The organism is Methylobacterium sp. P1-11, from assembly GCF_008329595.1.
Classification (GTDB): Bacteria; Pseudomonadota; Alphaproteobacteria; order Rhizobiales; family Beijerinckiaceae; genus Methylobacterium.
The window spans coordinates 1-26,016 of record NZ_NPKS01000009.1; the positions used below are offsets into that span (position 1 = coordinate 1).

Sequence of the window (26,016 nt, forward strand, 5' to 3'; positions counted from 1 at the left end):
CTGATCGTGCCGGTGGCCATGGAAGAGAAGCTGCGCTTCGCCATCCGCGAGGGCGGCCGCACCGTCGGCGCCGGCGTCGTCGCCGCCATCAACGACTGAGCTCAAGCAAGCATCCTTAGCAGGGCGCGGCGGGGTCCAGCTCCGCACACCCCGCCGTCCCTCTCAAGGTTCCAGGATCATGAACGGTCAGAACATCCGTATTCGCCTGAAGGCGTTCGATCACCGCATCCTCGATGCGTCGACCAAGGAGATCGTCTCCACGGCCCGGCGCACCGGCGCGACCATCCGGGGTCCGATCCCGCTCCCGACGCATATCGAGAAGTTCACCGTGAACCGCTCGCCGCACATCGACAAGAAGTCGCGCGAGCAGTTCGAGATGCGCACCCACAAGCGGGTGCTCGATATCGTCGATCCGACGCCGCAGACCGTGGACGCGCTGATGAAGCTCGACCTCGCCGCCGGCGTGGACGTGGAGATCAAGCTCTGAGTCCGCTGAGGACTTAGAGCTTACCGTTTCATCGCGCGAGGGAGAGAACCTATGCGCTCAGGCGTCATCGCACAGAAGGTCGGCATGACCCGCGTCTTTACGGACGCGGGGGAGCATGTCCCCGTCACGGTGCTCAAGATCGACCAGTGCCAGGTGGTTGCCCACCGCACCGTCGAGAAGAACGGCTACGTTGCGCTGCAGGTCGGCGTCGGCAAGGCCAAGGTCAAGAACGTCTCGGCCGCCGAGCGGGGCCGCTTCGCGGTCGCCAAGGTTGAGCCGAAGAAGAAGCTCGCCGAGTTCCGCGTGTCCGAGGACGCGCTGATCCCGGTCGGCGCCGAGATCACCGCGGACCACTTCATCCCCGGCCAGTTCGTGGATGTCACCGGCACCACCACCGGTAAGGGTTTCGCGGGCGGTATCAAGCGCTGGAACTTCGGCGGTCTCCGCGCCACCCACGGCGTGTCGATCTCGCACCGTTCGATCGGTTCAACCGGCGGCCGTCAGGACCCGGGCAAGACCTTCAAGAACAAGAAGATGCCGGGTCACCTCGGCGTCGAGCGGGTCACCACCCAGAACCTGCGCGTCGTGCGCACCGATCCCGAGCGCGGCCTGATCCTCGTCGAGGGCGCGGTTCCGGGCGTCGCCGGCGGCTGGATCCAGATCCGCGACGCGGTGAAGCGCAAGCTCCCCGCCGATGTTCCGCTGCCGGGCAAGTTCCGTGAGAACGGCGCATCCACCCCGGCTCCCGAGGCCGCTGCGGCTGAGGAGACCGCGTGATGAAGCTCGATATCACCACTCTCGACGGCGCCGGTGCTGGCTCGGTCGAGCTGAACGAGGCGATCTTCGGCCTCGAGCCCCGCGCCGACCTGCTGCAGCGCATGGTTCGCTGGCAGCTCGCCAAGCGCCGTGCCGGAACCCACGCCGTGCAGAACCGCTCGGACGTGAACCGGACCCGCAAGAAGCTGTACAAGCAGAAGGGCACCGGTAATGCCCGTCACGGTGCGGCCTCGGCGCCGCAGTTCCGCGGCGGTGGACGGGCCTTCGGTCCGGTCGTGCGCGACCACAGCCACGATCTGCCCAAGAAGGTCCGGGCCCTGGCGCTGCGCCATGCCCTATCGGCCAAGGCCAAGGCCTCGACCCTGATCGTCGTCGACGACATCAAGATCGAGGATCACAAGACCAAGGGTCTCGTCGAGCGCTTCGGCAAGATGGGCCTCTCGAACGCGCTGATCATCGGCGGTGCCGAGGTCGACGTGAATTTCGGCCGGGCCGCCCGCGCCATCCCGCAGATCGACGTGCTGCCCGTGCAGGGCATCAACGTCTACGACATTCTGCGCCGCGACACGCTCGTCCTGACGAAGGCTGCCGTCGACGCGCTGGAGGAGCGTTTCAAATGAGTGCCGATCCGCGCCACTACGACATCGTCGTCTCCCCGGTCATCACCGAGAAGGCGACGAACCTGACCGAGCAGAACAAGGTCGTCTTCCGCGTCGCCCCCAAAGCGACGAAGCCTCAGATCAAGGAGGCGGTGGAGAAACTGTTCGACGTGAAGGTCACGGCCGTGAACACCCTTGTCACCAAGGGAAAGAAGAAGATTTTCCGCGGCCTCCGCGGACAGCGCTCCGACGTGAAGAAGGCGATCGTGACCCTTGCCGAGGGCCACTCGATCGACGTCACGACCGGGCTCTGAGGACGGGTTTTAGGGATCCAAGCCGATGGCCTTGAAGACATTCAAACCGGTCACGCCGAGCCTGCGCCAGCTCGTGCTCGTCGACCGCCGTGAGCTCTACAAGGGCAAGCCGGTGAAGGCGTTGACGGAGGGCAAGTCGTCCTCCGGCGGCCGCAACAATCTCGGTCGCATCACCGTCCGCTTCCGCGGCGGCGGCCACAAGCGCGTGCTGCGCAACGTCGACTTCAAGCGTCGCGAACAGCTCGGCGTCGCCGCCACCGTGGAGCGGATCGAGTACGATCCGAACCGGACGGCGTTCATCGCGCTGATCAACTTCCCCGACGGGAAGCAGAGCTACATCCTGGCCCCGCAGCGCCTGCAGCCGGGCGACAAGGTGGTGGCCGGTGAGAACGTCGACATCAAGCCCGGCAATGCCGGTCCGGTCGGCTCGATGCCGGTGGGCACGATCATCCACAATGTCGAGCTGAAGATCGGCAAGGGCGGCGCGATCGCCCGCTCGGCCGGCAACTACGCGCAGATCGTGGGCCGCGACCAGGGCTACGTGACGCTCCGCCTGAACTCCGGCGAGCAGCGCCTGGTCCACGGCCAGTGCTTCGCCAGCGTCGGCGCGGTCTCGAACCCGGACCACATGAACATCTCGCTCGGCAAGGCCGGGCGCAACCGTTGGCTCGGCAAGCGCCCGCACAACCGCGGCGTGGCGATGAACCCGGTCGACCATCCGCACGGCGGCGGCGAGGGTCGCACCTCGGGCGGCCGCAACCCGGTCACGCCCTGGGGCGTGCCCACCAAGGGGAAGAAGACCCGGTCCAACAAGCGGACCGACGTGTTCATCCTGTCCAGCCGCCACAACCGCAAGAAGTAATCGCTATGGCACGCTCTCTCTGGAAGGGGCCGTTCGTCGACGGCTACCTCTTCAAGAAGGCCGAGGCGGCGCGGGGCTCCTCGCGCTCCGAGGTCATCAAGATCTGGAGCCGCCGCTCCACGATCCTCCCGCAGTTCGTCGGGCTCACCTTCGGTGTGCACAACGGGCAGAAGCACATCCCGGTCTACGTCACCGAGGAGATGGTCGGGCATAAGTTCGGCGAGTTCTCGCCGACCCGCACCTTCCCGGGCCACGCGGCCGACAAGAAGGCGAAGAGGCGCTGAGATGGGCAAGCAAGCCACCCCCCGCGCGCTCCCCGAGAACGAGGCGAAGGCCGTCGCGCGCATGCTGCGCGTCAGCCCGCAGAAGCTCAACCTCGTGGCGCAGATGATCCGCGGCAAGAAGGTCGACACGGCGCTCGCCGAGTTGCAGTTCTCGCGCAAGCGGATCTCGACCGAGGTCAAGAAGTGCCTCGAGAGCGCCATCGCCAACGCCGAGAACAACCACGACCTGGACGTGGACGACCTCGTCGTCTCCCAGGCCTTCGTGGGCAAGGCGCTGGTTCTCAAGCGCTTTCACGCCCGCGCCCGCGGCCGCGGCGCGCGTATCCTGAAGCCCTTCTCGAACCTCACCATCGTGGTTCGCGAAGTCCGCCAGGCCGAAGCGGCCTGAGGAGGATCTGATGGGCCAGAAAGTCAATCCGATCGGTCTCCGGCTCGGCATCAACCGGACCTGGGACTCCCGCTGGTTCGCCAACAAGGGCGACTACGCGAAGCTCATGCACGAGGACGTCGCGATCCGCGCCGCCCTCATGAAGCAGCTCAAGCAGGCGGCGGTCTCCAAGATCGTCATCGAGCGCCCGCACCGGAAGTGCCGGGTCACCATCCACTCGGGTCGTCCGGGTGTGGTGATCGGCAAGAAGGGCGCCGACATCGAGAAGCTGCGAAAGCTCGTCGGCACGATGACCAAGGCCGACGTGACCATCAACATCGTCGAGGTGCGCAAGCCCGAGATCGACGCCACGCTGGTGGCCGACTCGATCGCGCAGCAGCTCGAGCGCCGCGTCGCCTTCCGTCGCGCCATGAAGCGGGCCGTTCAGTCGGCCATGCGTCTGGGCGCCGAGGGCATCCGGATCAACTGCTCCGGTCGTCTCGGCGGCGCCGAGATCGCCCGCCAGGAATGGTACCGCGAGGGCCGCGTCCCGCTGCACACGCTGCGTGCGGATGTCGATTACGGCACGGCCACGGCGTTCACGACCTACGGCACCTGCGGTATCAAGGTGTGGGTGTTCAAGGGCGAGATCCTTGAGCACGACCCGATGGCTCAGGACAAGAAGGCCCAGGAAGAGGGCGGCCGCTCCGGCGGGCGCCGTGAGCGCGATGGCGAGGGCGGCCGCGAGCGCGGACGCCGCGACCGCGAGCACGCGTAAGGTAGGAAGCCATGCTGCAACCGAAAAAGACCCGCTTCCGCAAGCAGTTCAAGGGCCGCATCCACGGTGCGGCCAAGGGCGGCTTCGAGCTGAACTTCGGCCAGTTCGGCCTGAAGGCGGTGGAGCCCGAGCGCGTCACCGCCCGGCAGATCGAAGCTGCCCGCCGCGCGATCACCCGCGAGATGAAGCGTCAGGGCCGCGTCTGGATCCGGGTCTTCCCGGACGTGCCGGTTTCCTCGAAGCCGACCGAGGTCCGCATGGGCTCCGGTAAGGGCGCCCCGGATTATTGGGCGGCCCGCGTGCATCCCGGACGGATCATGTTCGAGGTCGACGGCGTTGCCGAGAACATCGCCAAGGAGGCGCTCCGCCTCGGCGCCGCGAAGCTCCCGATCCGCACGCGGGTCGTCCAGCGCATCGCCGACTGAACGGAGGATATCGTGAAGTCGACCCAACGAGTGTCTGATCTCAAGGCCCTGTCGCCGGATCAGCTGAATGACGAGTTGATCAACCTCAAGAAGGAGCAGTTCAACCTGCGCTTCCAGGGGGCCACCGGCCAGCTCGAGAACGTCGCCCGCGTCCGTGAGGTCCGCCGCGACATCGCCCGTGTCCGGACTCTGCAGCGTTCCAAGACGCTGCAGCAGGCCAAGGGCTGAGGCGGGTTTTAGGAGACAACCATGCCGAAGCGCATCCTGCAGGGCACCGTCGTCAGCGACAAGGGTGAGAAGACCATCGTGGTGAAGGTGGAGCGCCGCTTCACCCATCCGGTGATGAAGAAGACCGTGCGTCGCTCGAAGAACTATCACGCGCACGACGAGGCGAATGTTGCCAAGGTCGGGCAGACGGTGTTCATCGAAGAGTGCCGTCCGTTCTCGAAGACCAAGACCTGGAAGCTGGTCGAGGGCGAGGCCGCCCAGACCGAGGCCGGCGAAGCCGCTTGATCCACCGGTCTCGTCGTCGAGGCTGCGAGCCTCGGCGCGCGACGGCCCGGCCACAATCATGGTGATCGGTCGGTGGGAGCCTCGCGGCAACGCGGGGCTTTCGCGTTTTCGCAGCTCGGCTATCGGCGCCGCTCTCGCCAAGTTGCCCTGGGTTCGAGGGCCGCGGTACAGGCAGGTGTCGGCAGGTGGGCTCATCCTTAGATTCCCAGCCGTAGCCGGGGCCTCGATAGATGGCTTCCGTCATCGCAGCGGCCTTTGCCGTCCTCCTTCGAGGCCCGGTGACGCGCGCTCTTGGATTGGGTGAAGGCTGGGCGAACCTCGGTATGGGCCGGCCAAACCTTCGTGAGCGTCATCCGATTCCGGCGTCGGCCTGCCTGACGAGATCAGGCTTCGATGGGCTCGTCGCGCAGGTCCGCCATGGTGCCGTGGTGCTCCCGAACGGCAAGCGGCCCCGGGGAAACCCCGGGGCCGCCAAGTATGTCGCGTCGATGAACCCGCTGTGCGCCGTCTCGGGCTGAGGCGCAGTGCTTACGCCTCGCCCTCGTCGAGATCGTCGGCGCTCGGCGTTGCATTCTCCAGGATCTTCTCGGCGACGAGACCGGAATTCTGCCGGATCGAACCCTCGATCTCGGCAGCGATCTTCGGGTTGTCGCGCAGGAAGCCCTTCGAGTTCTCGCGACCCTGGCCGAGGCGCTGGCTGTTATACGAGAACCAGGCCCCGGACTTCTCGACGATCCCGGCCTTCACGCCGAGGTCGATCAACTCGCCGACCTTCGACACGCCCTCGCCGAACATGATGTCGAACTCGACCTGCTTGAACGGCGGCGCGACCTTGTTCTTCACCACCTTGACGCGGACCTGGTTGCCGATCGCCTCGTCGCGATCCTTCAGGGTCGAGATGCGGCGGATGTCGAGGCGCACCGAGGCGTAGAACTTCAGGGCGTTGCCGCCCGTGGTCGTCTCCGGGCTGCCGTACATGACGCCGATCTTCATCCGGATCTGATTGATGAAGATGACCATGCAGTTCGAGCGCGAGATCGAGCCGGTCAGCTTGCGCAGGGCCTGGCTCATCAGGCGGGCCTGAAGGCCGGGCTGGCTCTCGCCCATCTCGCCCTCGATCTCAGCCCGCGGGGTCAGCGCGGCGACCGAATCGACCACCAGCACGTCGATGGCGCCCGAGCGCACCAGCGTGTCGGTGATCTCCAGGGCCTGCTCGCCCGTATCGGGTTGCGAGATCAGCAGGTCGTCGAGGTTCACGCCGAGCTTGCGGGCGTAGACCGGGTCGAGGGCGTGCTCGGCATCCACGAAGGCGCAGACGCCGCCCTTCTTCTGGGCCTCCGCGATGGTGTGGAGCGCCAGCGTCGTCTTGCCGGAGGATTCGGGGCCGTAGATCTCGATCACCCGGCCGCGGGGCAGGCCACCGACGCCGAGGGCGATGTCGAGGCCCAGCGATCCGGTCGAGACCGTCTCGACCTCCTGAACCTTGTCGTTCTTGCCGAGCCGCATGATCGAGCCCTTGCCGAAGGCACGCTCGATCTGAGCCAGGGCGGCATCAATGGCCTTGGACTTGTCCTTGTCCACCGGGGGCATATCGACCACTTTCAATGCGGGCTGGGCCATCTGGCGGGCTCCTTATGAAGGGGTTGGACGCAGTTCACAACGCGCGTCACCACCGCCCCCATGTACCTGTTTTGTTCTCATCCGGCAAGAGCGGGTGGTGCTTTTCGGCTGTGATCGATCCAGGGTTGATGAGCCGGCGACTGCATCTTCGCCGTGAGCGGAGGGATCGGGTCCGGAGACGGGCCGAGATCCTTCCGAGCCACCGCGGCATCGTCATCCCGGCGCCGCGCAGCGGAGCCCAGAACGACCGTGCGGCCGCCTGTCTTGGCTGGAGATTCCGCGCCTGCACGGAAGGCGATGGATCTCCCGCTTGATGCGGAGGCGCGGCCGTGCCTCAATCCGCCATCGTCTTCTTCACGGTCTCGACGAGCTGCTTCAGGCTGAAGGGTTTCGGCAGGAAGTTGAAGGTCTCCCCTTCCGGCAGGTTCTTGCGGAACGCGTCCTCGGCGTAGCCGGAGACGAAGATCACCTTCAGGTCGGGCTGGTGCTTGCGCACCTCCCGCAAGAGGGTCGGGCCGTCCATCTCGGGCATGACCACATCGGAGACCACGAGGTCGATCGTCTGGGCACCCTCGCGGACGATCGCCAGCGCCTCGAGACCCGAGGCCGCCTCCAGGACCGTGTAGCCGCGGGCCGAGAGCGCCCGGCTATTGACTGCCCGCACTGGATCCTCGTCCTCGACGAGCAGGATTGTCCCCTGCCCCGTATGGTCCGCGGCGGGCTTGCGCGGCGCCGGCTTGTCGGCCTTGGCCGAGACCGGCCCACCTTGCGGCGCCAGGGTGTCGCCGCCCTCGCCGGGCTTGGCATCCGGCTTCGGTGAGGCGGCGATCGCCGCGAGCGGCTCCGCCCGCGGGAGGGACGGATCCGCGGTCGGGGCCGGGATCTCCTCCGGCTCGGCGACGGGCACGTGCCGCGGCAGGTAGATGCGGAAGGCGGTCCCCTCTCCGATCTTCGACTGCACGTCGATCGTGCCGCCGGACTGCTTGACGATGCCGAACACCGTCGAGAGGCCGAGGCCCGTGCCCTTGCCGATCTCCTTGGTGGTGAAGAACGGCTCGAAGATCTTCTCCATCAGTTCGGGCGGAATGCCCTGGCCGGTGTCGCGGACCTCGATCAGCACATGGTCGCCCGCCGGCGCCCCGCCACGTCCCTCCGCGTCGACGGCCGTCCCCGGATCGGTGACGTTCTCGGTGCGGATCATCAGCTTGCCGCCCTCCGGCATGGCATCGCGGGCGTTCACTGCCAGATTGACGATCACCTGCTCGAACTGGTTGACGTCGGCCTTCACCGGCCAGACCTCGCGGCCGTGCTTCAGCTCCAGGGCGACGCGCTCGCCGAGGAGCCGCTTGAGCAGGAGCGTCAATTCGGAGAGAGCCTCCCCGACATTCATCACCTCCGGACGCAGAGTCTGCCTGCGGGAGAACGCCAGGAGCTGGCGGACGAGGCCCGCTGCCCGATTGGCGTTCTGCTTGATCTGCATGATGTCTTGGAAAGCCGGGTCGGTCGGCCGGTGGCTCGCGAGCAGCAGGTCGGAGTAACCGATGATCGCCTGCAGCACGTTGTTGAAGTCGTGCGCGATGCCGCCGGCAAGCTGACCCACCGCGTTCATCTTCTGGGCCTGGGCGACCTGCTGCTCCAGCTGACGCTGCGCCGTCGTGTCGAGGGCGTACAGGATCACCCGCTCGGCCTCGTCGGTCTGCTGGCCGGGATCGCCGCCATCGGCCGGGCTGAGCCAGACCCGGGCAGAGCGACCGCCGGGCCCATTCAGCTGGACCTCGATCGGCTCCGGATCGGTCCGGCCGCTGGCCGCGCGGGCGAGCCCGGCTTCCAGCGCGGTCCGGTCGGCCACCGAATCGGCGACGTTGGGCTCGCTCCGGGACCCGCCGTCCCCGTCGAGGGCGCCGTCCTCCGCCTGGCGCGGCACCGTGCCGAACAGCCGGGTGAAGGAGGCGTTGGCCCGGGCGATCCGGCCGGTACTGTCGAGGGTGGCGATGGCGATCGGCGAGTTGTTGAGGAAGCGGGCGAGCCGCACCTCGGCGGCGCGCTGCGGCTCGTCGGTCTCGGCCCCGGCGGAGCGGTTGATCACGAAGGTCCGCGAGGAGCCGGGCTTGCCGTCCTTGCCGAAGGCGACCCGGTGGTAGAGCCGCACCGGCAGGGTGTGGCCGTTGCGGCGGCGCAGGTCGAGGTCGAACCGGTCGGTGCGGACCTCGCCCGGCAGGCCGGCGGTGCGCACGAGGACGTCCGCCTCCGGGGCGATCTCGGTGAGATGCGGCCCGCCGGGGCCGACGCTGGCGAGATCGTAGCCCAGCCAGGCGGCGAGCGTCGCGTTCATGTAGACGATGGCGCCGGCCGGATCGATCGACAGGAAGCCCGCCGGGGCGTGGTCGAGATAGTCGATGGCGTGCTGAAGTTCCTGGAAGACGTTCTCCTGCCGCTCGCGCTCGGCAGTGATGTCGGCGACCGTCCAGAGGGAGGCCGCCCGGCGCGGGCGCGCGAGCGGCCGCACCGAGACCCGGTACCATCCGAAGCTGCGCTCGCCGGCCGTAGGGCCCAGCGGCGGCGACATGCGGACCTCCTCGGTATGGGCCCTGGCATCGCGCGAGGCCTGCGACAGCCGGTAGACCGCCTCGGAGACCTCCGGAGAGCCAACCAGGATGCGCTCAACCGGCACAAGATTCGAGAAGGTGTCGCCACTGGCGATCCGCAGATAGGCCTCGTTGGCGTAGATCAGACGGCCCCCGTCCTCGACAACCAGCTTGCCGTCCGGCGAGGCATCGACGATCCCCTTGGTGATGTCGTCCCGGGCGGCACTGCCGCTGAGCTGGAGCGCCCCGATGGCGAGGGCGAACAGGAAGAACACGCCCGCCATGGCCAGAAGGGCCAGCAGCCAGACGATCAGCGACTGGGCCTGCTCGTTGGCCACGAAGGACAGGCCGATGGCGGCGCCGACCAGAAGCCCGGCCAGCACGAGGAGCAGGCCGACCCGGCCCGGCTGCTCCGACCGGTCGATCGAGCCCGTCCCCAGCAGGGCGGACGCCTGTGAGACCGGAGGCCCCGAATTCTGCGGGCCCGCGGCAGGCGCCGGAGGTCCAGTGACGTCGGCCATCGGCTTCATTCCAGAACAGTCACCCGGTTGGTCAGCCGGCCATATCAGGACATGCGGAGCGCGGCACCACTCTCGTCGCGCCAAGCCTTGATACAGCCTCGCGAAAAAAGGTGGAGGAAGCGTGGCTTTCGGTCGGCTGCGGCGCCGCGGCGTGACGCGGTTCCTAGGCTGCCCGTCTCCGCAGCCGCAGCACGAACCCGATGACCTCCGCCACCGCGCGGTAATGCTCGGCCGGGATCTCCCGGTCGATCTCCACGGTGGCATGGAGCGCGCGGGCGAGCGGCGGGTTCTCGATGACCGCGACGCCGTGCTCGGCCGCCACCGCGCGGATGCGCAGGGCCAGGGCGTCGACGCCCTTGGCGACGCAGATCGGCGCGGCCATGCCGGCCTCGTAGCGCAGCGCCACCGCGTAGTGGGTCGGGTTCGTGACCACCACGGTGGCGGTGGGGACCGCCGCCATCATGCGCTTCTTCACCCGGGCCATCCGCAATTGCCTGAGGCGACCCTTCACCTCCGGGTTGCCCTCGGACTCCTTCATCTCCTGCTTGAGTTCCTCCTTCGACATCCGGTGGCGCTTGCGCCAGCGGAACCGCGCGTAGAGGGCGTCACCCAGGGTGATCGCGAGGTGCATGCACAGCATGCCGGCGAGGAGCTTCAGACTGAGGGACAAGATCGCCGGCATGGCGGTGGCCGGGTCCAAGCGGGCGAACACCTCCAGCCGGTCGCGGTCGTTCCACAGCATCACCGCGCCGACGACGCCTACGGCGCCGATCTTGGCCAGCCCCTTGCCGAACTGGAACAGGGCCTCGATGCCGAGGAGCCGCTTCACGCCTGCCATCGGTGAGAGGCGCGAGAACTTCGGCATCAGTGTCTCGGCGGAGAAGACCAGCGGGTGCTGCAGGAGCCCTGCGGCCAGCCCGGCCACGACCGCGAGGCCCACCGGCACGGCGACCGCCTGGAGCCACAGCCACAGGCCCCGCGTCATGGCCTCCTTCATCGCCGTGGCGTCGTCCGGCAGGGTATGGGCGTTGGCGAGATAGGCCTTGAGGCCGTGCAGCAGGTTCGTGGCGATGCTCGGGGCCGCGACCAGCAGGGTCAGGGTGAACGCACCCAGCATCGCGAAGGTGTTGATCTCGGTGCTGGTCGCGACGTCGCCGCGCTCGATCGCCTGATCGAGCCGTCGTTGGGACGGCTCCTCGGTCTTGTCCTCGTCGTCGGTATCGTCGGCCATCTCGCGTCGCGCTCAGAGCGGGAACATCGTCGGGACACGGGCGAGTCGGCCACTCAGCGGCCGACGTAATCCCCGAGATACCGGCCCAGATCGTCCAGGAAGACGCCCATCATGACGCCGAGGCAGCCCATCAGCAGCAGCATGCCGATCAGCATCGAGGCCGGGACCGCCAGGAAGAACACTTGCAATTGCGGCATCAGCCGAGAGAGCACGCCGAGCCCCAGGTTGAACAGGATCCCGAAGGCGATGAACGGACCGGAGATCTGCACCGCCAGGGTGAAGCCCCGGGCGAGCGCCTTGGTGGCCAGCATCAGCGCGTCCGAGAAGGACGGCACGCCGTCGGGCGGCAGCACCACGTAGCTGCGGGCCACACCCTCGATGGCGAGATGGTGCAGGTCCGCCGCGAAGATCAGCGTGATCCCGAGCAGCGACAGGAAGTTGCCGATCGCCACCTGCTGACCGCCCTGGCTCGGATCGACCGTCATGGCGTAGGACAGGCCGAGCTGCGCCGCGATGATCACGCCGGCGGTCTGGAGAGCGGCGAGGATCATCCGCACCGTCAGGCCGAGCACCAGCCCGATGATCGTCTCGCCGAACAGGAGGCTGATCAGCCGCGGGCCGGCCACGCCCTCCGTCCCGCCGAGCAGCGGGCGAACGGTCGGGAACAGCACCAGGCTGGTGAGCAGCGCGAAGGCGAGGCGCAGCCGCGGCGACACCGTCTGCTCGCCGATCCCCGGCATCAGCATGATCAGCGTGCCGATGCGCGCGAAGGTGATCAGGTAGGCCGAGGCGATGCCGGGCAGGAGCAGGTTCATCGCGGCCCCTATGGCACGCGTGGACCGCGCCTGTCCCGGCCGGCGCGCGCATCAGCCGCCGGCCGCGATGTGGGCGGCGATGCGGGTCATGTAGCCGGCCATGGCATCGCCGATGAAGGGCAGCATCAGCAGGAGCACGGCGAAGACTGCCACGATCTTGGGCACGTAGATCAGCGTCTGCTCCTGGACCTGGGTCAGGGCCTGGACCAGGGAGACCGCGAGCCCGACCGCGAGGGCGACCAGCATCAGCGGCCCGGCGCATTTGAGGAACACGAAGATGCCGTCGCGGGCGACATCGAGGATGGCGAGGCCGGTCATGGGAATGCGATCTGTGCGGGCGGAATGGGCGGGGAAACGGTTGGCCGGTCAGATCTGCATGCGCATGATCTCCTCGTAGGCGGAGATCATGCGGTCGCGCACCGCCACCATGGTCTGGAGGGCGGTCTCGCTCTCGGCCACCGCGGTGACCACGTCCACGACGTTGGCCTTGCCGGCGGCGGCCGAGACGGCCTGTGTGTCGGCCCGACGGCCGGCATCGCCGACGCTGTCCAGGGTCTGCCCGAGCATCTGCATGAAGTCGGTGCCGGTGCCGGTCGTCGGCTGCACCCGGGGTGCGGGCCGGCCGCCGGCGAGGCCCTGGACGGCCGCGTAGGCACCCGCCGCGAAGTTGCTCGAAGCCATCGCCATGCGTCCTTGCTATGCGGTCCTGCCGCGGGCCCCGGGGCTCACTTCAGGATGCCGAGGGTCTGCGCCAGCATCTTGCGGGTGGCGCTGATCATGTTGAGGTTCGCCTCGTAGGAGCGCTGAGCCTCGCGCAGATCCATGTTCTCGATCAGCGCGTTGACGTTGGGCATCTGCACCACGCCCTGGGCATCGGCCGCGGGGTTGCCCGGCTCGTACTTGGTCCGGAAGGCCGACGGATCCCGCCGGACACGACCGGCCTCGACGAGCTTGGCGCCGGTCTCGTCGTCGAGGTGACTGGTAAAGGTCGGGATCTTGCGGCGGTAGGGCTGAGCGCCGGCGGAGGCCGGTGCGGAATCGGCGTTGGCGATGTTCTCGGCGATGATGCGCATCCGGCCCGACTGGGCCTTGAGGCCCGCTGCCGCCACCGTCAGTGACTTCGTGAATTCCATGGCTCAGGACCCTCCTGCTGCCGCGACCCTGCGGCCGTCAGCGCTCCACCGTCGGCGGTCGCGCATCAGCTCTTGCCGATCGCAATCTTCAGGGTAGTCAGGCTGTGCTGATACAGCGAGGCGGCGAGCTGGTAGTCCGACTGGTTCTCGCCGGCCTTCATCATCTCGTCCTCAAGGTTGACGCCGTTGCCGCTCGGGCGGATCTCGAAGCCCTTGGCGCGCTTGGAATCGGCGCCGACCGTCTGGCCGCGCGGAGCCATGTGGCCGGCGCTCGTGAGCGTCAGGCTGGAGGCGGTGGTGGCGAGGGCACCGGTCGCCCGGTCGAAGCGCGGCTCCACGAGGTCGCGGGGCTTGAACCCCGGCATGTCGGCATTGGCGACGTTCTCGGCGATCACGCCCTGGCGCGCCTGCGCCCATTGCATCCGTGTGCGCAGCATGCTCAGCACAGGCAGATCGGCGAGGGCCATGGTCGCCTCCGGGATGGCGTGGCCGCGCCGGGACGAGCGGGCTCGGCAAAATCTGCCGCCTGCATGGTTAACAGCGCGTTAAGCCCGGTCGCAGGGATGGCCGGTTCTGGCGCCGGATGCGACCACGGGTTGGGGCTCCTCCGTGCAGCCGGCGAAGAAGCAGCCCCGCATGCCACCGTCGGCCGGCGACGCGGCGTGCCCGAAGGGCGGTGACTCGCCGTGTGGCTCGGCCGGCGCATCCAGATGCGCCGCGATCGCGACATCCTGGCCGTATTCGCAGAGCGGGGTGTAGGCGATGTCGCACACCGCCCGGACGGGGCGGCCGTGATCGTTGAACACCTGGAACACCGACCAGCGCGCGTTCCCAGCGCGCTCGGTCCCGCGGCGGTGCTGCAGGCAGCGCGACGGCGCCCCATCCGGCCCGGCGCTCCACTAGGGGCTCCAGGTCGGTGGCTGCGGTGCCGCTGCGGCCGGGACGCCGGCGGCCGGGAGGACGAGAGTGGAGAGCGTGGGGGGCGCGTCATCGCCGGAGCCGGCGGCAACCCGTGGGCGCGGGTCGAACCGGCGGCTTCTGGGCGCCCGATCTATCCGCTCTATCTCCGCCGGCCGGACGCCGGCCCCGGGCGCCCGCGGGCTTCCCATCGCGCGGCCATCGCGGCTGCCGAAGGGCCGCCGAATGTCGGTTCAGCCGGGCCGGCGGCGCAGTCCCGACCTATTGTCTTGTTCGCGCTCAATTAAAAGGTCTGTTAACGAACTCTTAACGTCGTTTGCCTTGCCGCCCCCCACGCATGGTATGGACAAGCCCGTGCCGACGCGCACCCGCGGCGGTCGGAACGTGCGAGTGCGTAATCTTGCGATGGCTGCAATCCGTGTTCGGCTCTGACGGCTCCCCCATCGTCCAGTATATCGTCATCTTCGCCGTCATCTTCACGGCGCTCGCGGCGATCGTGTTCACGGTGCGCCGGCTGACCGGCCGGAGCCTCGCCCTGCCGGGGCGGTCCGGGAGCCGCGGCCGCCAGCCGCGGCTCGGGATCGTCGACGTGTACGAGCTCGACCGCGCCCGGCAGCTGATCCTGCTGCGCCGGGACAATGTCGAGCACCTGCTGCTCGTGGGCGGTCCCAACGATGTCGTGGTCGAGCGCAACATCCAGCGCGGCCAGCGGCCTTTGCCGGAGGCGGCCATTCGGCCGGACCTCACGCCGGAGCCTCTGGACGAGCCGCTCCCCGATCCCCTCGTCCAGGGCGGCCGGCTGCCCGAGCCCCCTCGGGGCCTGCCCGAATCCGGCGGGCGACGCGCGGAGCCACTGTTCGACCCGGGCTTCGAGATGCCCGTCGTCGTGCCGCCGCCGGTCCCGCGCTCCGCATCGGCCCCGCCCGTCACGCTGCCCCTCGACGCCGCGTTGTTCGGCGGCGACGAGCCCGGCCAGGACATCTCGGCGCCCCTGACCCCCGTTCCGCCCCCGCTTCCCTCGCCCGGCCCGTCGGTACCAGCACCGGCGGCGGAACCGCCCGCGCCACCGGCTCGGGAGCCGATCACGCCGCGGCGGATCCTGAGCCGGACCACGCCGCCGCTGATCGAGCCCCGGCCCAATCCCGCTTCCGAGCGCAAGCCCGAAGCTGCACTGGCCGAGCCGGAGCCGGTGCGTCCGGCGCCGAGCCTCGCAGTTCCGTCCGAGCGCAAGTCCGTCGATCCGGTGGTGCTGTCCGACATGGCCCGGCAGCTCCAGGCCGCCCTGTCGCGCTCGTCCTCGGCCGTGACGCCGCCGCCCGCGCCGACTCCGGCCGCGCCCGAGGGCGTCGATCCGCTCGCGGCTGCGATGGCCAGTGCCCCGGTCAATCCGGTGCCTCCGCCCGCGGCTGCGCCGGAGGCTCCTCCGCCACCGGAGCCGATCCCGCCCAAGCCCGTGCCGCCGGCACCTCCGAAGACCGACCCCCTTCCGCCTGTGCCCCCGCCCCCCCCTGCCGCGCCACCCGTCCAGCGGCCGGAGGCGAAGACCTCTGGCAATCCATTCTCTGTGGAAGAGATCGAGGCCGAGTTCGCCCGCCTGCTGGGTCGCCCCCTCGACAAGCGGAGCTGAAGGCTCCGTTCAGGTAGGCCGCCAAGCGGCGCCTCCAGATCAGCGCAGTGTCGATCGGCTTCGGGGCACAGAGCTGCCAAAAGGGAGGCCGGCCGGCTCCGGAAGGCACCCAAGGCTGCAATTTACTATTGGTTAACCCTCTTCCGGGACGCTTTGTCTCGGAGGATTTCGCAATGCTCGCGCTGGATGCTGGATCGGCTCACCGGAGCCGCGCTTACAGGACATTCAGGCTCGACCGGGCCGGCCGCGTCTGCTCGGCCGAGATCCTGTCGGCCGAGGACGATACGCAGGCGCGCCGTCGTGCCCGTGCGATGGTCGAGCGCGACGCGATCGAGCTTTGGGAGCGGACCCGGTTCCTCGGCCGTTTCGAGCCGATCGTACCGGCGATTCAGGAGCCCCCGGCGCGCTGAGGCCGGAGCCGTCGTTCCTGCGTAGCGCCCGCCTCGCTCCGCTAGCGTGTGCTCTCACGCCGACTGCGCGTCCCGTCAGCGGTTGCCCGTTTCCGGCATGGCCAGCACGGCGAGGAAGCTGAGGATCGCGGCTCCCGCCAGATAGAACCCGACGAAGCCGATCCCGCCATAGGCCGCCAGTTCCTGCGCGATGTAGGGCGCGCCCGAGGCACCCAGGATGCCGGCCAGATTGTAGGTGACCGATGCGCCCGTGTAGCGCACCCGTGTCGGGAACAGCTCGGGCAGGACGGCGCCCATCGGGCCGAACACCCAGCCCATGGTCAGGAGGCTGACGCACAGGAAACCCAGGACCGGGGGCCAGGTGCCGGTACCGGCGGCGTGCCCCAGCATCGGCCCCATGAGGAAGCCCAGCAGGAACGTCACGGCCATGCCGGAAAGCAGCACCGGCCGACGGCCGAAGCGGTCGGCTGCGGCACCCGACACGACGGTGCCCAGCGCCATGAAGCAGACCGCGATGCACTCGAACATCAGAAAGGTCGGCCGGCTGTAGCCGAGGGTGGCGGTGCCGTATCCCAGGGCGAAGACGGTGGAGAGATAGAACACCGCATAGACCGCCACCATCGCGAAGGTGCCGACCAGGACCGCACGTCCGTGTTGGGTGAGCATGGTGGCGAAGGGCACCCGCTCAGGCCGCGCCTCGGTGAGCGCGGCCCTGAAGGCCGGTGTCTCGGTGAGCTTGAGGCGCACGTAGAGCCCGACGCCGACGAGCGCCGCCGAGGCCAGGAACGGCAGGCGCCAGCCCCAGGCCTGGAAGCTCTCGGGCGACAGGCCGAAGCTCAGGGCAAGGAAGCCGAGATTGGCCAGGATGAAGCCGACCGGCGCGCCGAGCTGCGGAAAGATACCGTACCACGCACGCCGGCCCGGCGGTGCGTTCTCCACCGCCAGCAGGGCCGCGCCGCCCCACTCCCCGCCGAACCCGATCCCCTGCCCGCAGCGCAGGATGCAGAGCGCCGCCGGCGCCCACCAGCCGACCGACGCGTAGGTCGGCAGGCAGCCGATCAGGACGGTGGAGAGACCCATGATCAGCAGGGACGCCACCAGCGTCGCCTTGCGGCCGACCCGGTCGCCGAAATGCCCGAACAGGGCCGCGCCGACGGGCCGCGCGATGAACGCGATGGCGAAGGTCGCGAAGGCGCTGAGCTGCTGTACACCGGGCGCGCCGGCGGGGAAGAAGACCGGGCCGATCACCAGGGCGGTGGCGGTGGCGTAGATGTAGAAGTCGAAGAACTCGATCGCCGTCCCGACGAAGCTCGCGGCGAGGATCCGGCCTGCGCTCGGCGTGACGCTCGCGGCGGTCTGGGACGGGCCAGCGGTGTCGATGGTCTGCAACATGATCGGTCGGGGGAGCAGGGATCGGGCTTGTTGCGGCGCTTTCGCACGGGCCGGCCCATGCCGATACCCCGGTTTCGGCATGGGCATCCGACCTGGGCGCGGAGGTCGCTGTGCGGTGCACCCGCGGCGGCCTTGCGTTCCCGGGCCCCCTTCGCCAAGCTGAACGGCCATATTCCGCGACGGATGCCGGCCGCGGCGCCGTCCCCACCACTTGAGTATTGCGATGAGAGTCACTGTCGAGCGCGCGGCCCTGCTCAGGTCGCTCGGCCACGTGCACCGGGTCGTCGAGCGCCGCAACACGATTCCGATCCTGTCGAATGTGCTCCTGCGCGCGGAAGGGTCGGGGCTCCAGCTGCGGGCGACGGATCTCGACATCGAGGTGACCGAGAGCGTGCCGGCCGATGTGCCGGATCCGGGCGCCACCACGGTCCCGGCGCACGTGATCTACGACATCGTGCGCAAGCTCCCCGACGGCGCGCAGGTCTCGCTGGAGACCGGGGGCGAATCCGGCCAGATGACGATCCGGTCCGGCCGCTCGCGCTTCGCCCTGGGCGCCCTTCCCGAGGGCGACTTTCCGGACCTTGCCGCCGGCGAGATGCCGCACGGCTTCGAGATCGCCGCCGCCGACCTGAAGCGGCTGATCGAGAAGACCCAGTTCGCGATCTCCACCGAGGAGACCCGGTACTACCTCAACGGCATCTACCTGCACACGCTGGAGACCGAGGGCGGCCCGGTGATGCGGGCGGTGGCCACCGATGGGCACCGGCTCGCCCGCGTCGAGATCCCGGCCCCGCAGGGCAGCGTCGGCATGCCGGGCGTGATCGTGCCCCGAAAGGCCGTCGCCGAGATCCAGAAGCTCCTCGACGATGGCGGCGAGAGCGTCGCGGTCGACCTGTCGCCCGCCAAGATCCGCCTGCGCTTCGCCGGTGGCCTGACGCTGATCTCCAAGCTGATCGACGGCACCTTTCCGGATTACCAGCGGGTGATCCCGGCCAACAACGACAAGCGCCTGACGGTCGAGCGCGACGCGTTCGCGAAGGCGGTGGACCGGGTCTCGACGATCTCGTCGGAGCGCGGGCGCGCGGTGAAGCTTGGGCTCGCCGAGGGGCGCCTCGCGCTGTCGGTGAACAACCCGGATTCGGGCAGTGCCACCGAAGAGCTCGACGTCGACTACGAGGCGGCCAACCTCGATATCGGCTTCAACGCCCGCTACCTGCTGGACATTACCGCGCAGCTGGAAGGCGACACCGCCCTGTTCAAGCTCGCCGACCCGGGCTCGCCGACCCTGATCCAGGATCGCGAGGGCGCCCCGGCACTGTATGTCCTGATGCCGATGCGGGTGTAAGGCTGCCACGCAAATCCCGGTCCCGCCTTCATCCTGAGGTGCCGGAGGGTAGCGGAGGCCTCGAAGGAGGGCTCCACATGGCGATGTGGTTTCTGGAGCCCTCCTTCGAGGCCCGGTGATGCGGGCACCTCAGGATGAGGTGATGGGATGGGATGTCAGACAACAAGGGACGGTTGAGCGCGGCGCGTCTCGGCCCCTCGGTTCACCGATGAGCGACATCCTCGATCCGCGGATCGAGCCTAACGGGTCGGATCTGCGCGTCACCCGCCTGATCGCCCGCGATTTCCGCAACCACGCGGACCTCGAGTTGACGCCCGAGGCCCGGTTCGTGGCGCTGGTCGGGGAGAACGGCGCCGGCAAGACCAACCTGCTTGAGGCGCTGTCGCTGTTCGTGCCGGGCCGGGGCCTGCGCAGGGCGGAGTTCGCCGCCATGGCGCGCGCAGGCGGCCCGGGGGGCTTCGCGGTCTCGCTCACCCTCGATCGCGAGGGCGCAGAGCATCGGCTCGGCACGGGGCTGGAGCCGCCGGGCCCCGACGGGCGGACGAGCCGGCTCTGCCGGATCGACGGCGCCACCGCCGCCTCACCGGTGGCGTTCAGCGAGTTCCTGCGGGTGGTCTGGCTGACCCCCGACCTCGACGGGCTGTTCCGCGGCGCGGCAGGGGACCGGCGGCGGTTCCTAGACCGTCTCGTGCTGGCGGTCGATGCCGCGCATGGCGCCCGAGTCTCCGCGATGGAGCGGGCCCTGCGCTCGCGCAACCGCCTGCTGGAGGAGCGGCCCGACGATAACCGCTGGCTCGACGCGGTGGAGCGGGAGGTCGCCGAGCTGGGCGTCGCCGTGGCGCTCGCCCGGCGCGAGACCGCCGAGCGCCTCGACAGGCTGATCGCCGAGACCCGGGACGACGCGCAGCCCTTCCCCTGGGCCTCAATCCGCCTCGAAGGCGACCTGGACGATCTCGTGGCGGTTTGGCCGGCGATCGAGGCGGAGGACCGCTACCGCTTGGCTCTGCGCAACGGCCGCCAACGGGACCGGGCCGCCGGTCGCACCTTGATCGGGCCGCAGAGCAGCGACCTCGTTGTCCGCCACGGCCCCAAGGACGTGCCGGCGGGGACGGCATCCACGGGGGAGCAGAAGGCGCTGCTGATCGGGCTCGTCCTCGCCCATGCGCGGCTGGTGCGCGCCATGAGCGGCATCGCGCCGCTGATCCTCCTCGACGAGGTGGCGGCCCATCTGGACCCCCGCCGCCGGGCCGGCCTGTTCGAGGCCCTGGCGGCGCTCCCGGGTCAGGTCTGGATGACCGGCGCCGACCCGGACGCCTTCGCACAGGCCGGTGCTCGGACCGAGGTGCTGCGGATCGGGGCCTGACTTCAGGCGGCTCGGATTGTCCCGAGGAAGCGCGAGACTTCGGTGCCGAGATACTCGGATTGGCGCGACAGCTCGCCGGCCGCTCCCAGCACCTGGGCTGCCGCCGCGCCGGTCTCCTCGGAAGCCTTGGCCACCCCCGTGATGTTGCTGGTGACCTCATCGGTGCCGGCCGCCGCCTGGGAGACGTTGCGGACGATCTCCTGCGTGGCGGCGCCCTGCTGCTCCACCGCTGCCGCGATGGTCGTGGCAACCGCGTCGATCTCGCGGATGCGCGCGGCGATCGTGTCGATGGCCGAGACCGCCTGACCGGTCACGCCCTGGATCTGACCGATCTGCTGGCTGATCTCCTCGGTGGCCCGGGCCGTCTGCGCCGCGAGGTCTTTCACCTCGGCCGCGACGACGGCGAAGCCACGACCGGCCTCGCCGGCGCGCGCCGCTTCGATCGTGGCGTTCAAGGCCAGCAGGTTGGTCTGTCCAGCGATGTTCGAGATCAGCCCAACCATGTCGCCGATGCGGGTCGCCGCCTGGCTCAAGGCCTGGACGAGGTGCTGGGTCTCGTCCGCCTCGCCGACGGCCGTCTGGGCGAGGCTGGCCGAGCCGAGGACCTGCCGGCCGATCTCCTGCACGGATGTGCCCAGCTCCTCGGCGGCCGCCGCTACGGTCTGCACATTGGCGGAGGCCTCCTCGGCGGCCGCCGCCACGGTGCTGGACTGGCTCGCCGTCTCGGTGGCGCTCGACGTCATGGTCTGGGCAGTGGCCTGCAGCTCGGTCGCCGAGGACGACACCATCCCGACGATGCCGCCGACCGCGCGCTCGAACCCGTCGGCGAGTTCGATCATGGTGCGTCGGCGCTCTGCGGCCGTGGCCTCGTCGGCGCGGCGCTTCACCTCGGCTTCTTCGGCGGCGTTGCGGGCGACCATGGTCTTGATGCCCTCCACCGCGCGACCGACCGCGCCGATCTCGTCCCGGCGCGCCGCCTCCTCGATGTCGGCGTCGATCTCGCCCTGCGCCATGCGCTCCAGGACCGTGACAAGCCGGTCCAGCGGACGCGTGATCCCGACCGTGGCGATGAACACCGCCGCCAGCAGGCCCGCCAGCATCCCGAGGGCGCTCACGGTCATCAAGGTCCGGCGGGTTGCATTGGTCTGGTCCGTCAGGTCCTCCGAACCTTTCTGCATGTATGCATTGATGTCCTCGGCGATCGTGTTGCCTTCGGCGAGCATGCTGGAAAACGTCGGATCGATCGCCGAATGGACCAACGCGATGGCTTGATCGTTCTGGTTGGCTGTCCCGAGCCGGCGGACCTCGTTCACGTCCCGCAGATAGCGCTCGATACGCGCCGCCTGCTCATCGATGCGTGCAGCGAAGGTCAGTGCGTGTGAACGGAAGACCGGGAGCAGCTCCCGCACCTTGGGTAGAACGGCCTCGAAGCCCTTGTTGGCGTCCTGCATCTGGCTCTGCTCGGTCTCCGCGATGATGCGGTAAACCCAGTAGTTCAGCTCGATCATCAGGCGATTGAGCCGACGAGCCTCGGCGACGGCCGCCGCCTCGTTGACGATGAACTGGCTGTAGCCGTCGTCGATCGTCGTCATTCGCGACTGCGCATACCAGATGCATCCACCGACGATCATGCTGATCATGGCAATGACGGCCGCCAGCTTCGGTAATATATTGACGTTCGACAGACGTAACACGGTTATCAGGCCCCTTGACAGAAATCGACGACTGGCAATTCGGTTTATGTAAGTGCCAATCTCGATCCGGTGTGTAAAAAAGATATTAAAGAAATCGTTGTGTCAAGCGTTGATTTGATACTTCTCGTAGGTATATCAATACTACTTATATAAAACCCGTAATATCAATTCAAATAAAATAGAAACGAACTGAATATACTGACTGGAACTCTTAAAAGGCTGAAATCAAGTCTCGAAAATCGAATTTTCATGAACGGATTTCTCCGAATGTATTCCCTGGGTCGTTCCGCCGCAGGTGCAGCAGGCGAGACTGGAGCCTCTGCAGCCGCGCCCGGCGACCTTTCCACGGCCGCGCGCGGCGCCACATAGAGGGCCCTGCACGCTGGCCGCGTGCCCACGGAATCGCGAGCGCATGTCCAAGCCCGTCCACGCCATGATCCGCGTCCTCGAGGAGGAGCGCGCGCGCGACTACTACGTCCGGGCCTTCGGCCTTGAAGTCTCCGGCCGATACGACTTCCCGGATTTCACCCTGATCTACATGCGGGACCCGGCCTCGCCGTTCGAGCTGGAGCTCACGGTGAACAAGGGTCGCGACAAGCCCTACGATCTCGGCGACGGCTACGGGCACATCGCCTTCGTGGTCGACGACGTCGAGGCCGAGCACACCCGGCACCGGCGGGAGGGCTTCACGGCCACCGATATCAAGACGCTCAAGCATGGGGACGATGTGCTGGCGCGGTTCTTCTTCGCCACCGACCCGGACGGCTACAAGATCGAGGTCATCGAGCGCGGCGGCCGCTTCGCGTGACTGTTCCGGCGCGCCATCCCCTCTCTGAAACGCCTCCGAGATCCATGCCGGACAAGACCCGCATCGTCTGCATCCGCCACGGGCAGTCGACCTTCAACGCCGCGCACAAGCTCGGGCGCGGCGATCCCGGCCTGCCCGACGCGCGCCTGACCGAGCTGGGCCACGCCCAGGCCCGGGTCGCGCGGGAGCGGCTCCGAGCGGTCCCCTTCGACCTCGTGGTGGTCTCGCCCCTGACCCGCGCCATCGAGACCGCCGCAATCCTGTTCGGCGAGCATCCGAGCCGACCGCGGGTGCTCGTCGAGGTACTGCACCGCGAGTGCCAGGAGAGCAGCTGCGACGTCGGTCGAGCGACCTCGGAGATCGCCGCGGAGTTCCCGCACCTCGATGTCGGGCACCTGCCCGAGGTCTGGTGGCACGCGGAGCCGGGCTGCGAGGTCGGCGGCTACCCGGTGGAGCCGCGGCCCCTGTTCGACGCCCGGGTCGCGGCGTTCCGGGACTGGCTGCGAGCCCGGCCCGAGACCACCATCGCGGTGGTCGGGCACGGCACGTTCTTCTACCACCTCACCGGCACGTTCCTGGAGAATTGCGGCTCCGTCGAGCTGGACCTCGACGCCGCGCCCGCGGAGGCCTGATCAGGCCGGCACTCGGGCGCGCGCCGCGTCCATGCGCTGACGGGCGCCAATCAGGGCGATTTCCGGCGCCTGCCGGCCGATGGCGAGGACTTCCGCGAGGATTGCGCAGGCCTCGCTCCAGGTCCCGGCTACGAAGGGCGCCGCGCCCTCGGCCACCTCCGCGGCGCAGCGCGCATCCTCGCCCGCCCGTTGCGCCGCCGTCGCGGTGCGGGACACCGCGGCGGTGAGGGCGCCCTCGCGCCAGCGCCGCGCCTGGGCCGCGGCCTGCGCGCGGGCACCGCCCCGCCACGCGGCCGCGTTCGCCGCCGCGAGGGCGGCAGGCCAGTCCAGCGCCCCCGCGCAGGCTTGCGCGTCCGCCGTCAGGCCAGCGACGGCGCAGAGCGGCGCCAGGATACGGCGGACGCTCTCCAGCGCCAGCTGCCGGGTGCGGGCGGCCTCGATCTCCGGGGTGTCGGCGCTGCCCGACAGGCGCAGGACGAAGGCCATCAGCTGGGGCCTTGCCTCGTCCGGCATGGCGTCATTGAGCCCGAGGGCGTAGGCGGCGACCGGCCGCGAGAAGCAGGGCGGGCAGTCGGCGCTGGAGCGGATCGCCCGGTAGGGCAGCCCCGCGGCCACGATCGCCGCCTCGTTGATGCAGGTCCCACCGTCGGGGCCGGGAAAGGGATGCGACCCGGCGAGCAGACGCCAGTTCAGGATCGTCGCGAAGTCGGGATGCATCGGCGCGCTCTCCGTCTCGGTCGCGCAGCGTGGCACGCCGCGCCCCGGAAGGCGAGGCCCTTCAGCCGCCGAGGCCCGGCGCGACGCCGGAGAGCATCGCGGTGCCCAGAACCAGCACGAAGGCGGCGGCGACGAGTTCGAGGCCGCCGAGCGCCAGGAGGCCGACCTGCCCCCGTCCGCCCGCGAGGCGCAGCGCCATCCGCTTGGCGAAGACCGCGAGGCAGGCCAGCGCGGTCGTGGTCACCGCGGTGCCGAGGGCCATCGCCAGGACCGCCAGCACGCCCGCACCGGGCACGCCCTGCGACACCGCGAAGACCAGGACCAGCACCGCGCCCGCGCAGGGGCGCGTGCCCGCAGCCAGCACCACGCCGGCCCGCTCGCGCCACGTGCCGAGGGTATCGAGGGCCTGCGGTCCCGGCAGGTGGCTGCATCCCGGGCCGCAGCCCGCGCCGAGATTGGCGAGGCGTCCGGCCTTGCGCCACGTCAGGATCAGCCCGATCAGGGCGACGAGGGCGAAGCTCACGGTCTCGATCAGGGTGCCGGCCCGGGTGATGCTCGCCGCCGTGGCGTTGAGGACCAGCGTGCCGAGGCCGACGATCGCCCCGGCCACGCAGGCCTGGAGCAGCGCGGCGCAGGCGCTCAGCGCGGCGCCGCGCCGGAGTGCCCGCTCCCCCGCCAGGATGTAGCCGGCGATCACCGCCTTGCCGTGGCCCGGGCCGGCGGCGTGGAACACGCCGTACGCGAAGGCGAGGCCGATCAGCGGGGTCCAGCTGCCGCCGCCCCGAAGCGCGCTCACCGCGGCGTTCAGGCTGCGGGAGAAGCTCGCCTGCAGCGCCAGGATGATGCCGCCGAGTCCCGTGGCAGCCGGGGCGGCCTCCCGGAAGCCGATGCCGAAGGGCGAGCGCGGCGGCGGCGCGGCGAGGCCGGGCGCGACGAGCCACGCGATCGCGGCGGCCAGCAGCGCGGCCAGCCCGACGGCCAGGGCCATGAGGCCGAGCCGCAGGCCCAGCCGCCCCGCCCCGGCGGGGGCGACGATCCCGACGCCTACGGACATGCCACGAGGACCCGGCTGGCGAACTGCACGCCGTAGGTCGAGGCGGCGGTGAGCGCTTCGAAGAAGGCCTCGGTCATGCCCGGCGTTCCGGCATCGGCCGTCTTCGGCTGCTCGGTCTTCGGCCGGGTGACCGTGGCGGCGCAGCCCTGGGGCGCCCCCGCGAGGGTCGCAGCGTCGGCGCCCTCGGCGAACGAGAAGGCGACGAAGTAGGTCGGGTCGTAGACCTCCAGCGCGGCGACCCCCCGCCCCTGCTGGACCGGAGTCTTCAGGGGCAGCAGGAAGGTCATGACCAGCGCCTTGTCCTCCATATGGGCCGCCGGCTCCTTCGGGTCGCTGAAGGCCTGCTCCTTGCCGCCGACCTTCAGCTTCGTGAAATAGCCGAACTCGGCGAGGTTGGCGGTGTTCTCGGTGGCGAGCCCGGCGAGTTCCTCCGGGCTGAGCGTGCCGTCCTTGTTGGTGTCGAGGCCCTGGGTGACGAAGGCCGTGTATTCGGGGTCGAAGCTCCACGTGTCGCGGACGCCGACGAGCTTGCCGTCCGCGTAGACGAGCTGGGCCTTGGCGGTCACCCAGACGTGGGGGTGGGCGGAGGCCGCCGTGGCGGCGCAGCCGAGGGCGGCGGCCAGCAGCAGGGCGAGCGGATTCGGGCAGGGCGCGGCGATCTGCATGGACGGAGGCACGCTCGCGGCGGGAGGGAAGCGGTCAGGCCGGGTCTTCCTCGCGTGCCGGTTGGGCGAAAGCGAGGCGC

The 26,016-nt window shown here is 69.4% G+C and carries 32 protein-coding genes and 1 pseudogene; 19 read left to right on the forward strand and 14 right to left on the reverse strand.

The features are described 5' to 3' along the window. The 13 genes and pseudogenes from CIW48_RS11010 to CIW48_RS11070 form a co-directional block, all read left to right on the forward strand. Positions 1 to 99: pseudogene (locus CIW48_RS11010) on the forward strand (elongation factor Tu); the annotation flags it as partial. 79 nt (positions 100 to 178) lie between these two features. After that, positions 179 to 487 carry a 30S ribosomal protein S10 gene (gene rpsJ, locus CIW48_RS11015; protein ID WP_043351245.1) on the forward strand — a complete coding sequence of 103 codons (309 nt, stop codon included), beginning with the start codon at positions 179 to 181 and terminating at the stop codon, positions 485 to 487. A gap of 51 nt (positions 488 to 538) precedes the next feature. Beyond that, positions 539 to 1,264 (forward strand): 50S ribosomal protein L3, encoded by a 726-nt coding sequence (rplC, locus tag CIW48_RS11020; RefSeq protein WP_149310831.1) that lies wholly within the window; start codon positions 539 to 541, stop codon positions 1,262 to 1,264. Further along, the gene (gene rplD, locus CIW48_RS11025; RefSeq protein WP_091783715.1) at positions 1,264 to 1,884 is read left to right on the forward strand and encodes a 50S ribosomal protein L4; all 621 of its coding nucleotides are present in this window, start codon (positions 1,264 to 1,266) and stop codon (positions 1,882 to 1,884) included. The genes rplC and rplD overlap by 1 nt, the downstream gene beginning before the upstream one ends. After that, a complete protein-coding gene (locus CIW48_RS11030; RefSeq protein WP_020094257.1) occupies positions 1,881 to 2,177 on the forward strand; it encodes a 50S ribosomal protein L23 in 297 nt (98 codons plus the stop codon). Before rplD ends, CIW48_RS11030 begins: the two co-directional genes overlap by 4 nt. Before the next feature lie 25 nt (positions 2,178 to 2,202). Further along, on the forward strand, positions 2,203 to 3,039 hold the full coding sequence (gene rplB, locus CIW48_RS11035; RefSeq protein ID WP_149310832.1) for a 50S ribosomal protein L2: 837 nt from the start codon (positions 2,203 to 2,205) through the stop codon (positions 3,037 to 3,039). Between the two features lie 5 nt (positions 3,040 to 3,044). Continuing rightward, on the forward strand, positions 3,045 to 3,323 hold the full coding sequence (gene rpsS / locus CIW48_RS11040; RefSeq protein WP_012319190.1) for a 30S ribosomal protein S19: 279 nt from the start codon (positions 3,045 to 3,047) through the stop codon (positions 3,321 to 3,323). 1 nt (position 3,324) lies between these two features. Next, positions 3,325 to 3,711 (forward strand): 50S ribosomal protein L22, encoded by a 387-nt coding sequence (rplV, locus tag CIW48_RS11045; RefSeq protein ID WP_012319191.1) that lies wholly within the window; start codon positions 3,325 to 3,327, stop codon positions 3,709 to 3,711. Between the two features lie 10 nt (positions 3,712 to 3,721). Beyond that, entirely contained in the window at positions 3,722 to 4,468 is a 747-nt protein-coding gene (gene rpsC, locus CIW48_RS11050) for a 30S ribosomal protein S3 (protein WP_091783719.1), read from the forward strand. A gap of 11 nt (positions 4,469 to 4,479) precedes the next feature. Then, positions 4,480 to 4,893 carry a 50S ribosomal protein L16 gene (rplP, locus tag CIW48_RS11055; protein WP_012319193.1) on the forward strand — a complete coding sequence of 138 codons (414 nt, stop codon included), beginning with the start codon at positions 4,480 to 4,482 and terminating at the stop codon, positions 4,891 to 4,893. Positions 4,894 to 4,905: 12 nt separating this feature from the next. Then, entirely contained in the window at positions 4,906 to 5,121 is a 216-nt protein-coding gene (gene rpmC, locus CIW48_RS11060; protein ID WP_091719333.1) for a 50S ribosomal protein L29, read from the forward strand. Positions 5,122 to 5,142: 21 nt separating this feature from the next. Continuing rightward, positions 5,143 to 5,406, forward strand: coding sequence for a 30S ribosomal protein S17 (gene rpsQ / locus CIW48_RS11065; protein WP_149310833.1), 264 nt, complete (start codon positions 5,143 to 5,145; stop codon positions 5,404 to 5,406). 230 nt (positions 5,407 to 5,636) lie between these two features. Continuing rightward, positions 5,637 to 5,924: a hypothetical protein gene (locus CIW48_RS11070; RefSeq protein WP_149310834.1), complete on the forward strand. Its 288-nt coding sequence runs from the start codon at positions 5,637 to 5,639 to the stop codon at positions 5,922 to 5,924. 10 nt (positions 5,925 to 5,934) lie between these two features. Here the strand turns inward: CIW48_RS11070 and recA are convergent, their stop codons facing one another. From recA to CIW48_RS11115, 9 genes are all read right to left on the reverse strand, one after another. Further along, the gene (gene recA, locus CIW48_RS11075; protein ID WP_149310835.1) at positions 5,935 to 7,026 is read right to left on the reverse strand and encodes a recombinase RecA; all 1,092 of its coding nucleotides are present in this window, start codon (positions 7,024 to 7,026) and stop codon (positions 5,935 to 5,937) included. Positions 7,027 to 7,360: 334 nt separating this feature from the next. Continuing rightward, positions 7,361 to 10,132 carry a PAS domain-containing sensor histidine kinase gene (locus tag CIW48_RS11080; RefSeq protein WP_149310836.1) on the reverse strand — a complete coding sequence of 924 codons (2,772 nt, stop codon included), beginning with the start codon at positions 10,130 to 10,132 and terminating at the stop codon, positions 7,361 to 7,363. A 163-nt stretch (positions 10,133 to 10,295) separates the two neighbouring features. Continuing rightward, on the reverse strand, positions 10,296 to 11,363 hold the full coding sequence (gene flhB, locus CIW48_RS11085; protein ID WP_149310837.1) for a flagellar biosynthesis protein FlhB: 1,068 nt from the start codon (positions 11,361 to 11,363) through the stop codon (positions 10,296 to 10,298). A 53-nt stretch (positions 11,364 to 11,416) separates the two neighbouring features. Then, on the reverse strand, positions 11,417 to 12,178 hold the full coding sequence (gene fliR / locus CIW48_RS11090; RefSeq protein ID WP_149310838.1) for a flagellar biosynthetic protein FliR: 762 nt from the start codon (positions 12,176 to 12,178) through the stop codon (positions 11,417 to 11,419). Between the two features lie 51 nt (positions 12,179 to 12,229). Then, positions 12,230 to 12,496, reverse strand: a complete 267-nt coding sequence (locus CIW48_RS11095; RefSeq protein WP_091783738.1) for a flagellar biosynthetic protein FliQ — start codon at positions 12,494 to 12,496, stop codon at positions 12,230 to 12,232. 48 nt (positions 12,497 to 12,544) lie between these two features. Further along, positions 12,545 to 12,859 (reverse strand): flagellar hook-basal body complex protein FliE, encoded by a 315-nt coding sequence (fliE, locus tag CIW48_RS11100; protein ID WP_091784121.1) that lies wholly within the window; start codon positions 12,857 to 12,859, stop codon positions 12,545 to 12,547. 44 nt (positions 12,860 to 12,903) lie between these two features. After that, entirely contained in the window at positions 12,904 to 13,311 is a 408-nt protein-coding gene (gene flgC / locus CIW48_RS11105; protein ID WP_149310839.1) for a flagellar basal body rod protein FlgC, read from the reverse strand. Positions 13,312 to 13,376: 65 nt separating this feature from the next. Further along, complete coding sequence (flgB, locus tag CIW48_RS11110) at positions 13,377 to 13,778, reverse strand: flagellar basal body rod protein FlgB (protein ID WP_149310840.1); 402 nt, start codon at positions 13,776 to 13,778, stop codon at positions 13,377 to 13,379. 78 nt (positions 13,779 to 13,856) lie between these two features. Further along, positions 13,857 to 14,117, reverse strand: a complete 261-nt coding sequence (locus CIW48_RS11115; RefSeq protein WP_149310841.1) for a hypothetical protein — start codon at positions 14,115 to 14,117, stop codon at positions 13,857 to 13,859. Between the two features lie 530 nt (positions 14,118 to 14,647). Between CIW48_RS11115 and CIW48_RS11120 the strand changes: the two genes are divergently transcribed. Further along, a complete protein-coding gene (locus tag CIW48_RS11120; RefSeq protein WP_246695200.1) occupies positions 14,648 to 15,856 on the forward strand; it encodes a hypothetical protein in 1,209 nt (402 codons plus the stop codon). Between the two features lie 47 nt (positions 15,857 to 15,903). Then, positions 15,904 to 16,266: a hypothetical protein gene (locus tag CIW48_RS11125; RefSeq protein ID WP_246695201.1), complete on the forward strand. Its 363-nt coding sequence runs from the start codon at positions 15,904 to 15,906 to the stop codon at positions 16,264 to 16,266. A gap of 75 nt (positions 16,267 to 16,341) precedes the next feature. Here the strand turns inward: CIW48_RS11125 and CIW48_RS11130 are convergent, their stop codons facing one another. Further along, positions 16,342 to 17,658 (reverse strand): MFS transporter, encoded by a 1,317-nt coding sequence (locus CIW48_RS11130; protein ID WP_149310843.1) that lies wholly within the window; start codon positions 17,656 to 17,658, stop codon positions 16,342 to 16,344. Between the two features lie 223 nt (positions 17,659 to 17,881). Here CIW48_RS11130 and dnaN point away from each other — a divergent pair, with 223 nt between their 5' ends. Beyond that, positions 17,882 to 19,003, forward strand: a complete 1,122-nt coding sequence (gene dnaN / locus CIW48_RS11135; RefSeq protein WP_091783756.1) for a DNA polymerase III subunit beta — start codon at positions 17,882 to 17,884, stop codon at positions 19,001 to 19,003. A gap of 208 nt (positions 19,004 to 19,211) precedes the next feature. Further along, positions 19,212 to 20,366, forward strand: coding sequence for a DNA replication/repair protein RecF (recF, locus tag CIW48_RS11140; RefSeq protein WP_091783759.1), 1,155 nt, complete (start codon positions 19,212 to 19,214; stop codon positions 20,364 to 20,366). Positions 20,367 to 20,368: 2 nt separating this feature from the next. On the opposite strand, the gene CIW48_RS11145 is transcribed toward recF, so the two are convergent. Next, complete coding sequence (locus tag CIW48_RS11145) at positions 20,369 to 22,060, reverse strand: HAMP domain-containing methyl-accepting chemotaxis protein (RefSeq protein ID WP_149310844.1); 1,692 nt, start codon at positions 22,058 to 22,060, stop codon at positions 20,369 to 20,371. A 412-nt stretch (positions 22,061 to 22,472) separates the two neighbouring features. On the opposite strand from CIW48_RS11145, the gene CIW48_RS11150 reads away from it, so the two are divergent. Further along, complete coding sequence (locus CIW48_RS11150; protein WP_149310845.1) at positions 22,473 to 22,868, forward strand: VOC family protein; 396 nt, start codon at positions 22,473 to 22,475, stop codon at positions 22,866 to 22,868. A gap of 44 nt (positions 22,869 to 22,912) precedes the next feature. After that, a complete protein-coding gene (locus CIW48_RS11155; protein WP_091783769.1) occupies positions 22,913 to 23,500 on the forward strand; it encodes a histidine phosphatase family protein in 588 nt (195 codons plus the stop codon). On the opposite strand, the gene CIW48_RS11160 is transcribed toward CIW48_RS11155, so the two are convergent. The 3 genes from CIW48_RS11160 to CIW48_RS11170 form a co-directional block, all read right to left on the reverse strand. Next, positions 23,501 to 24,217, reverse strand: coding sequence for a hypothetical protein (locus CIW48_RS11160; protein WP_149310846.1), 717 nt, complete (start codon positions 24,215 to 24,217; stop codon positions 23,501 to 23,503). It lies immediately after the preceding gene. Between the two features lie 61 nt (positions 24,218 to 24,278). Then, positions 24,279 to 25,271: a nickel transporter gene (locus tag CIW48_RS11165; RefSeq protein WP_149310847.1), complete on the reverse strand. Its 993-nt coding sequence runs from the start codon at positions 25,269 to 25,271 to the stop codon at positions 24,279 to 24,281. Further along, positions 25,262 to 25,936 (reverse strand): DUF1007 family protein, encoded by a 675-nt coding sequence (locus tag CIW48_RS11170; protein ID WP_149310848.1) that lies wholly within the window; start codon positions 25,934 to 25,936, stop codon positions 25,262 to 25,264. The genes CIW48_RS11165 and CIW48_RS11170 overlap by 10 nt, the downstream gene beginning before the upstream one ends. Positions 25,937 to 26,016 lie beyond the last annotated feature (80 nt).

What these genes read in the sequence shown, in the direction of transcription:
- flhB (WP_149310837.1), bottom strand. Translation starts at nt 11,363, where the DNA reads ATGGCCGACGATACCGACGACGAGGACAAGACCGAGGAGCCGTCCCAA.
- CIW48_RS11130 (WP_149310843.1), bottom strand. Translation starts at nt 17,658, where the DNA reads ATGTTGCAGACCATCGACACCGCTGGCCCGTCCCAGACCGCCGCGAGC.
- flgB (WP_149310840.1), bottom strand. Translation starts at nt 13,778, where the DNA reads ATGGCCCTCGCCGATCTGCCTGTGCTGAGCATGCTGCGCACACGGATG.
- CIW48_RS11150 (WP_149310845.1), top strand. Translation starts at nt 22,473, where the DNA reads ATGTCCAAGCCCGTCCACGCCATGATCCGCGTCCTCGAGGAGGAGCGC.
- rpsC (WP_091783719.1), top strand. Translation starts at nt 3,722, where the DNA reads ATGGGCCAGAAAGTCAATCCGATCGGTCTCCGGCTCGGCATCAACCGG.
- rpsQ (WP_149310833.1), top strand. Translation starts at nt 5,143, where the DNA reads ATGCCGAAGCGCATCCTGCAGGGCACCGTCGTCAGCGACAAGGGTGAG.
- fliE (WP_091784121.1), bottom strand. Translation starts at nt 12,859, where the DNA reads ATGGCTTCGAGCAACTTCGCGGCGGGTGCCTACGCGGCCGTCCAGGGC.
- rplD (WP_091783715.1), top strand. Translation starts at nt 1,264, where the DNA reads ATGAAGCTCGATATCACCACTCTCGACGGCGCCGGTGCTGGCTCGGTC.
- rplC (WP_149310831.1), top strand. Translation starts at nt 539, where the DNA reads ATGCGCTCAGGCGTCATCGCACAGAAGGTCGGCATGACCCGCGTCTTT.
- CIW48_RS11070 (WP_149310834.1), top strand. Translation starts at nt 5,637, where the DNA reads ATGGCTTCCGTCATCGCAGCGGCCTTTGCCGTCCTCCTTCGAGGCCCG.
- fliR (WP_149310838.1), bottom strand. Translation starts at nt 12,178, where the DNA reads ATGAACCTGCTCCTGCCCGGCATCGCCTCGGCCTACCTGATCACCTTC.
- flgC (WP_149310839.1), bottom strand. Translation starts at nt 13,311, where the DNA reads ATGGAATTCACGAAGTCACTGACGGTGGCGGCAGCGGGCCTCAAGGCC.
- rplP (WP_012319193.1), top strand. Translation starts at nt 4,480, where the DNA reads ATGCTGCAACCGAAAAAGACCCGCTTCCGCAAGCAGTTCAAGGGCCGC.
- CIW48_RS11030 (WP_020094257.1), top strand. Translation starts at nt 1,881, where the DNA reads ATGAGTGCCGATCCGCGCCACTACGACATCGTCGTCTCCCCGGTCATC.
- recA (WP_149310835.1), bottom strand. Translation starts at nt 7,026, where the DNA reads ATGGCCCAGCCCGCATTGAAAGTGGTCGATATGCCCCCGGTGGACAAG.
- rpsJ (WP_043351245.1), top strand. Translation starts at nt 179, where the DNA reads ATGAACGGTCAGAACATCCGTATTCGCCTGAAGGCGTTCGATCACCGC.
- CIW48_RS11160 (WP_149310846.1), bottom strand. Translation starts at nt 24,217, where the DNA reads ATGCATCCCGACTTCGCGACGATCCTGAACTGGCGTCTGCTCGCCGGG.
- CIW48_RS11095 (WP_091783738.1), bottom strand. Translation starts at nt 12,496, where the DNA reads ATGACCGGCCTCGCCATCCTCGATGTCGCCCGCGACGGCATCTTCGTG.
- dnaN (WP_091783756.1), top strand. Translation starts at nt 17,882, where the DNA reads ATGAGAGTCACTGTCGAGCGCGCGGCCCTGCTCAGGTCGCTCGGCCAC.
- rpsS (WP_012319190.1), top strand. Translation starts at nt 3,045, where the DNA reads ATGGCACGCTCTCTCTGGAAGGGGCCGTTCGTCGACGGCTACCTCTTC.
- CIW48_RS11080 (WP_149310836.1), bottom strand. Translation starts at nt 10,132, where the DNA reads ATGGCCGACGTCACTGGACCTCCGGCGCCTGCCGCGGGCCCGCAGAAT.
- CIW48_RS11170 (WP_149310848.1), bottom strand. Translation starts at nt 25,936, where the DNA reads ATGCAGATCGCCGCGCCCTGCCCGAATCCGCTCGCCCTGCTGCTGGCC.
- recF (WP_091783759.1), top strand. Translation starts at nt 19,212, where the DNA reads ATGAGCGACATCCTCGATCCGCGGATCGAGCCTAACGGGTCGGATCTG.
- CIW48_RS11165 (WP_149310847.1), bottom strand. Translation starts at nt 25,271, where the DNA reads ATGTCCGTAGGCGTCGGGATCGTCGCCCCCGCCGGGGCGGGGCGGCTG.
- CIW48_RS11155 (WP_091783769.1), top strand. Translation starts at nt 22,913, where the DNA reads ATGCCGGACAAGACCCGCATCGTCTGCATCCGCCACGGGCAGTCGACC.
- rplB (WP_149310832.1), top strand. Translation starts at nt 2,203, where the DNA reads ATGGCCTTGAAGACATTCAAACCGGTCACGCCGAGCCTGCGCCAGCTC.
- rplV (WP_012319191.1), top strand. Translation starts at nt 3,325, where the DNA reads ATGGGCAAGCAAGCCACCCCCCGCGCGCTCCCCGAGAACGAGGCGAAG.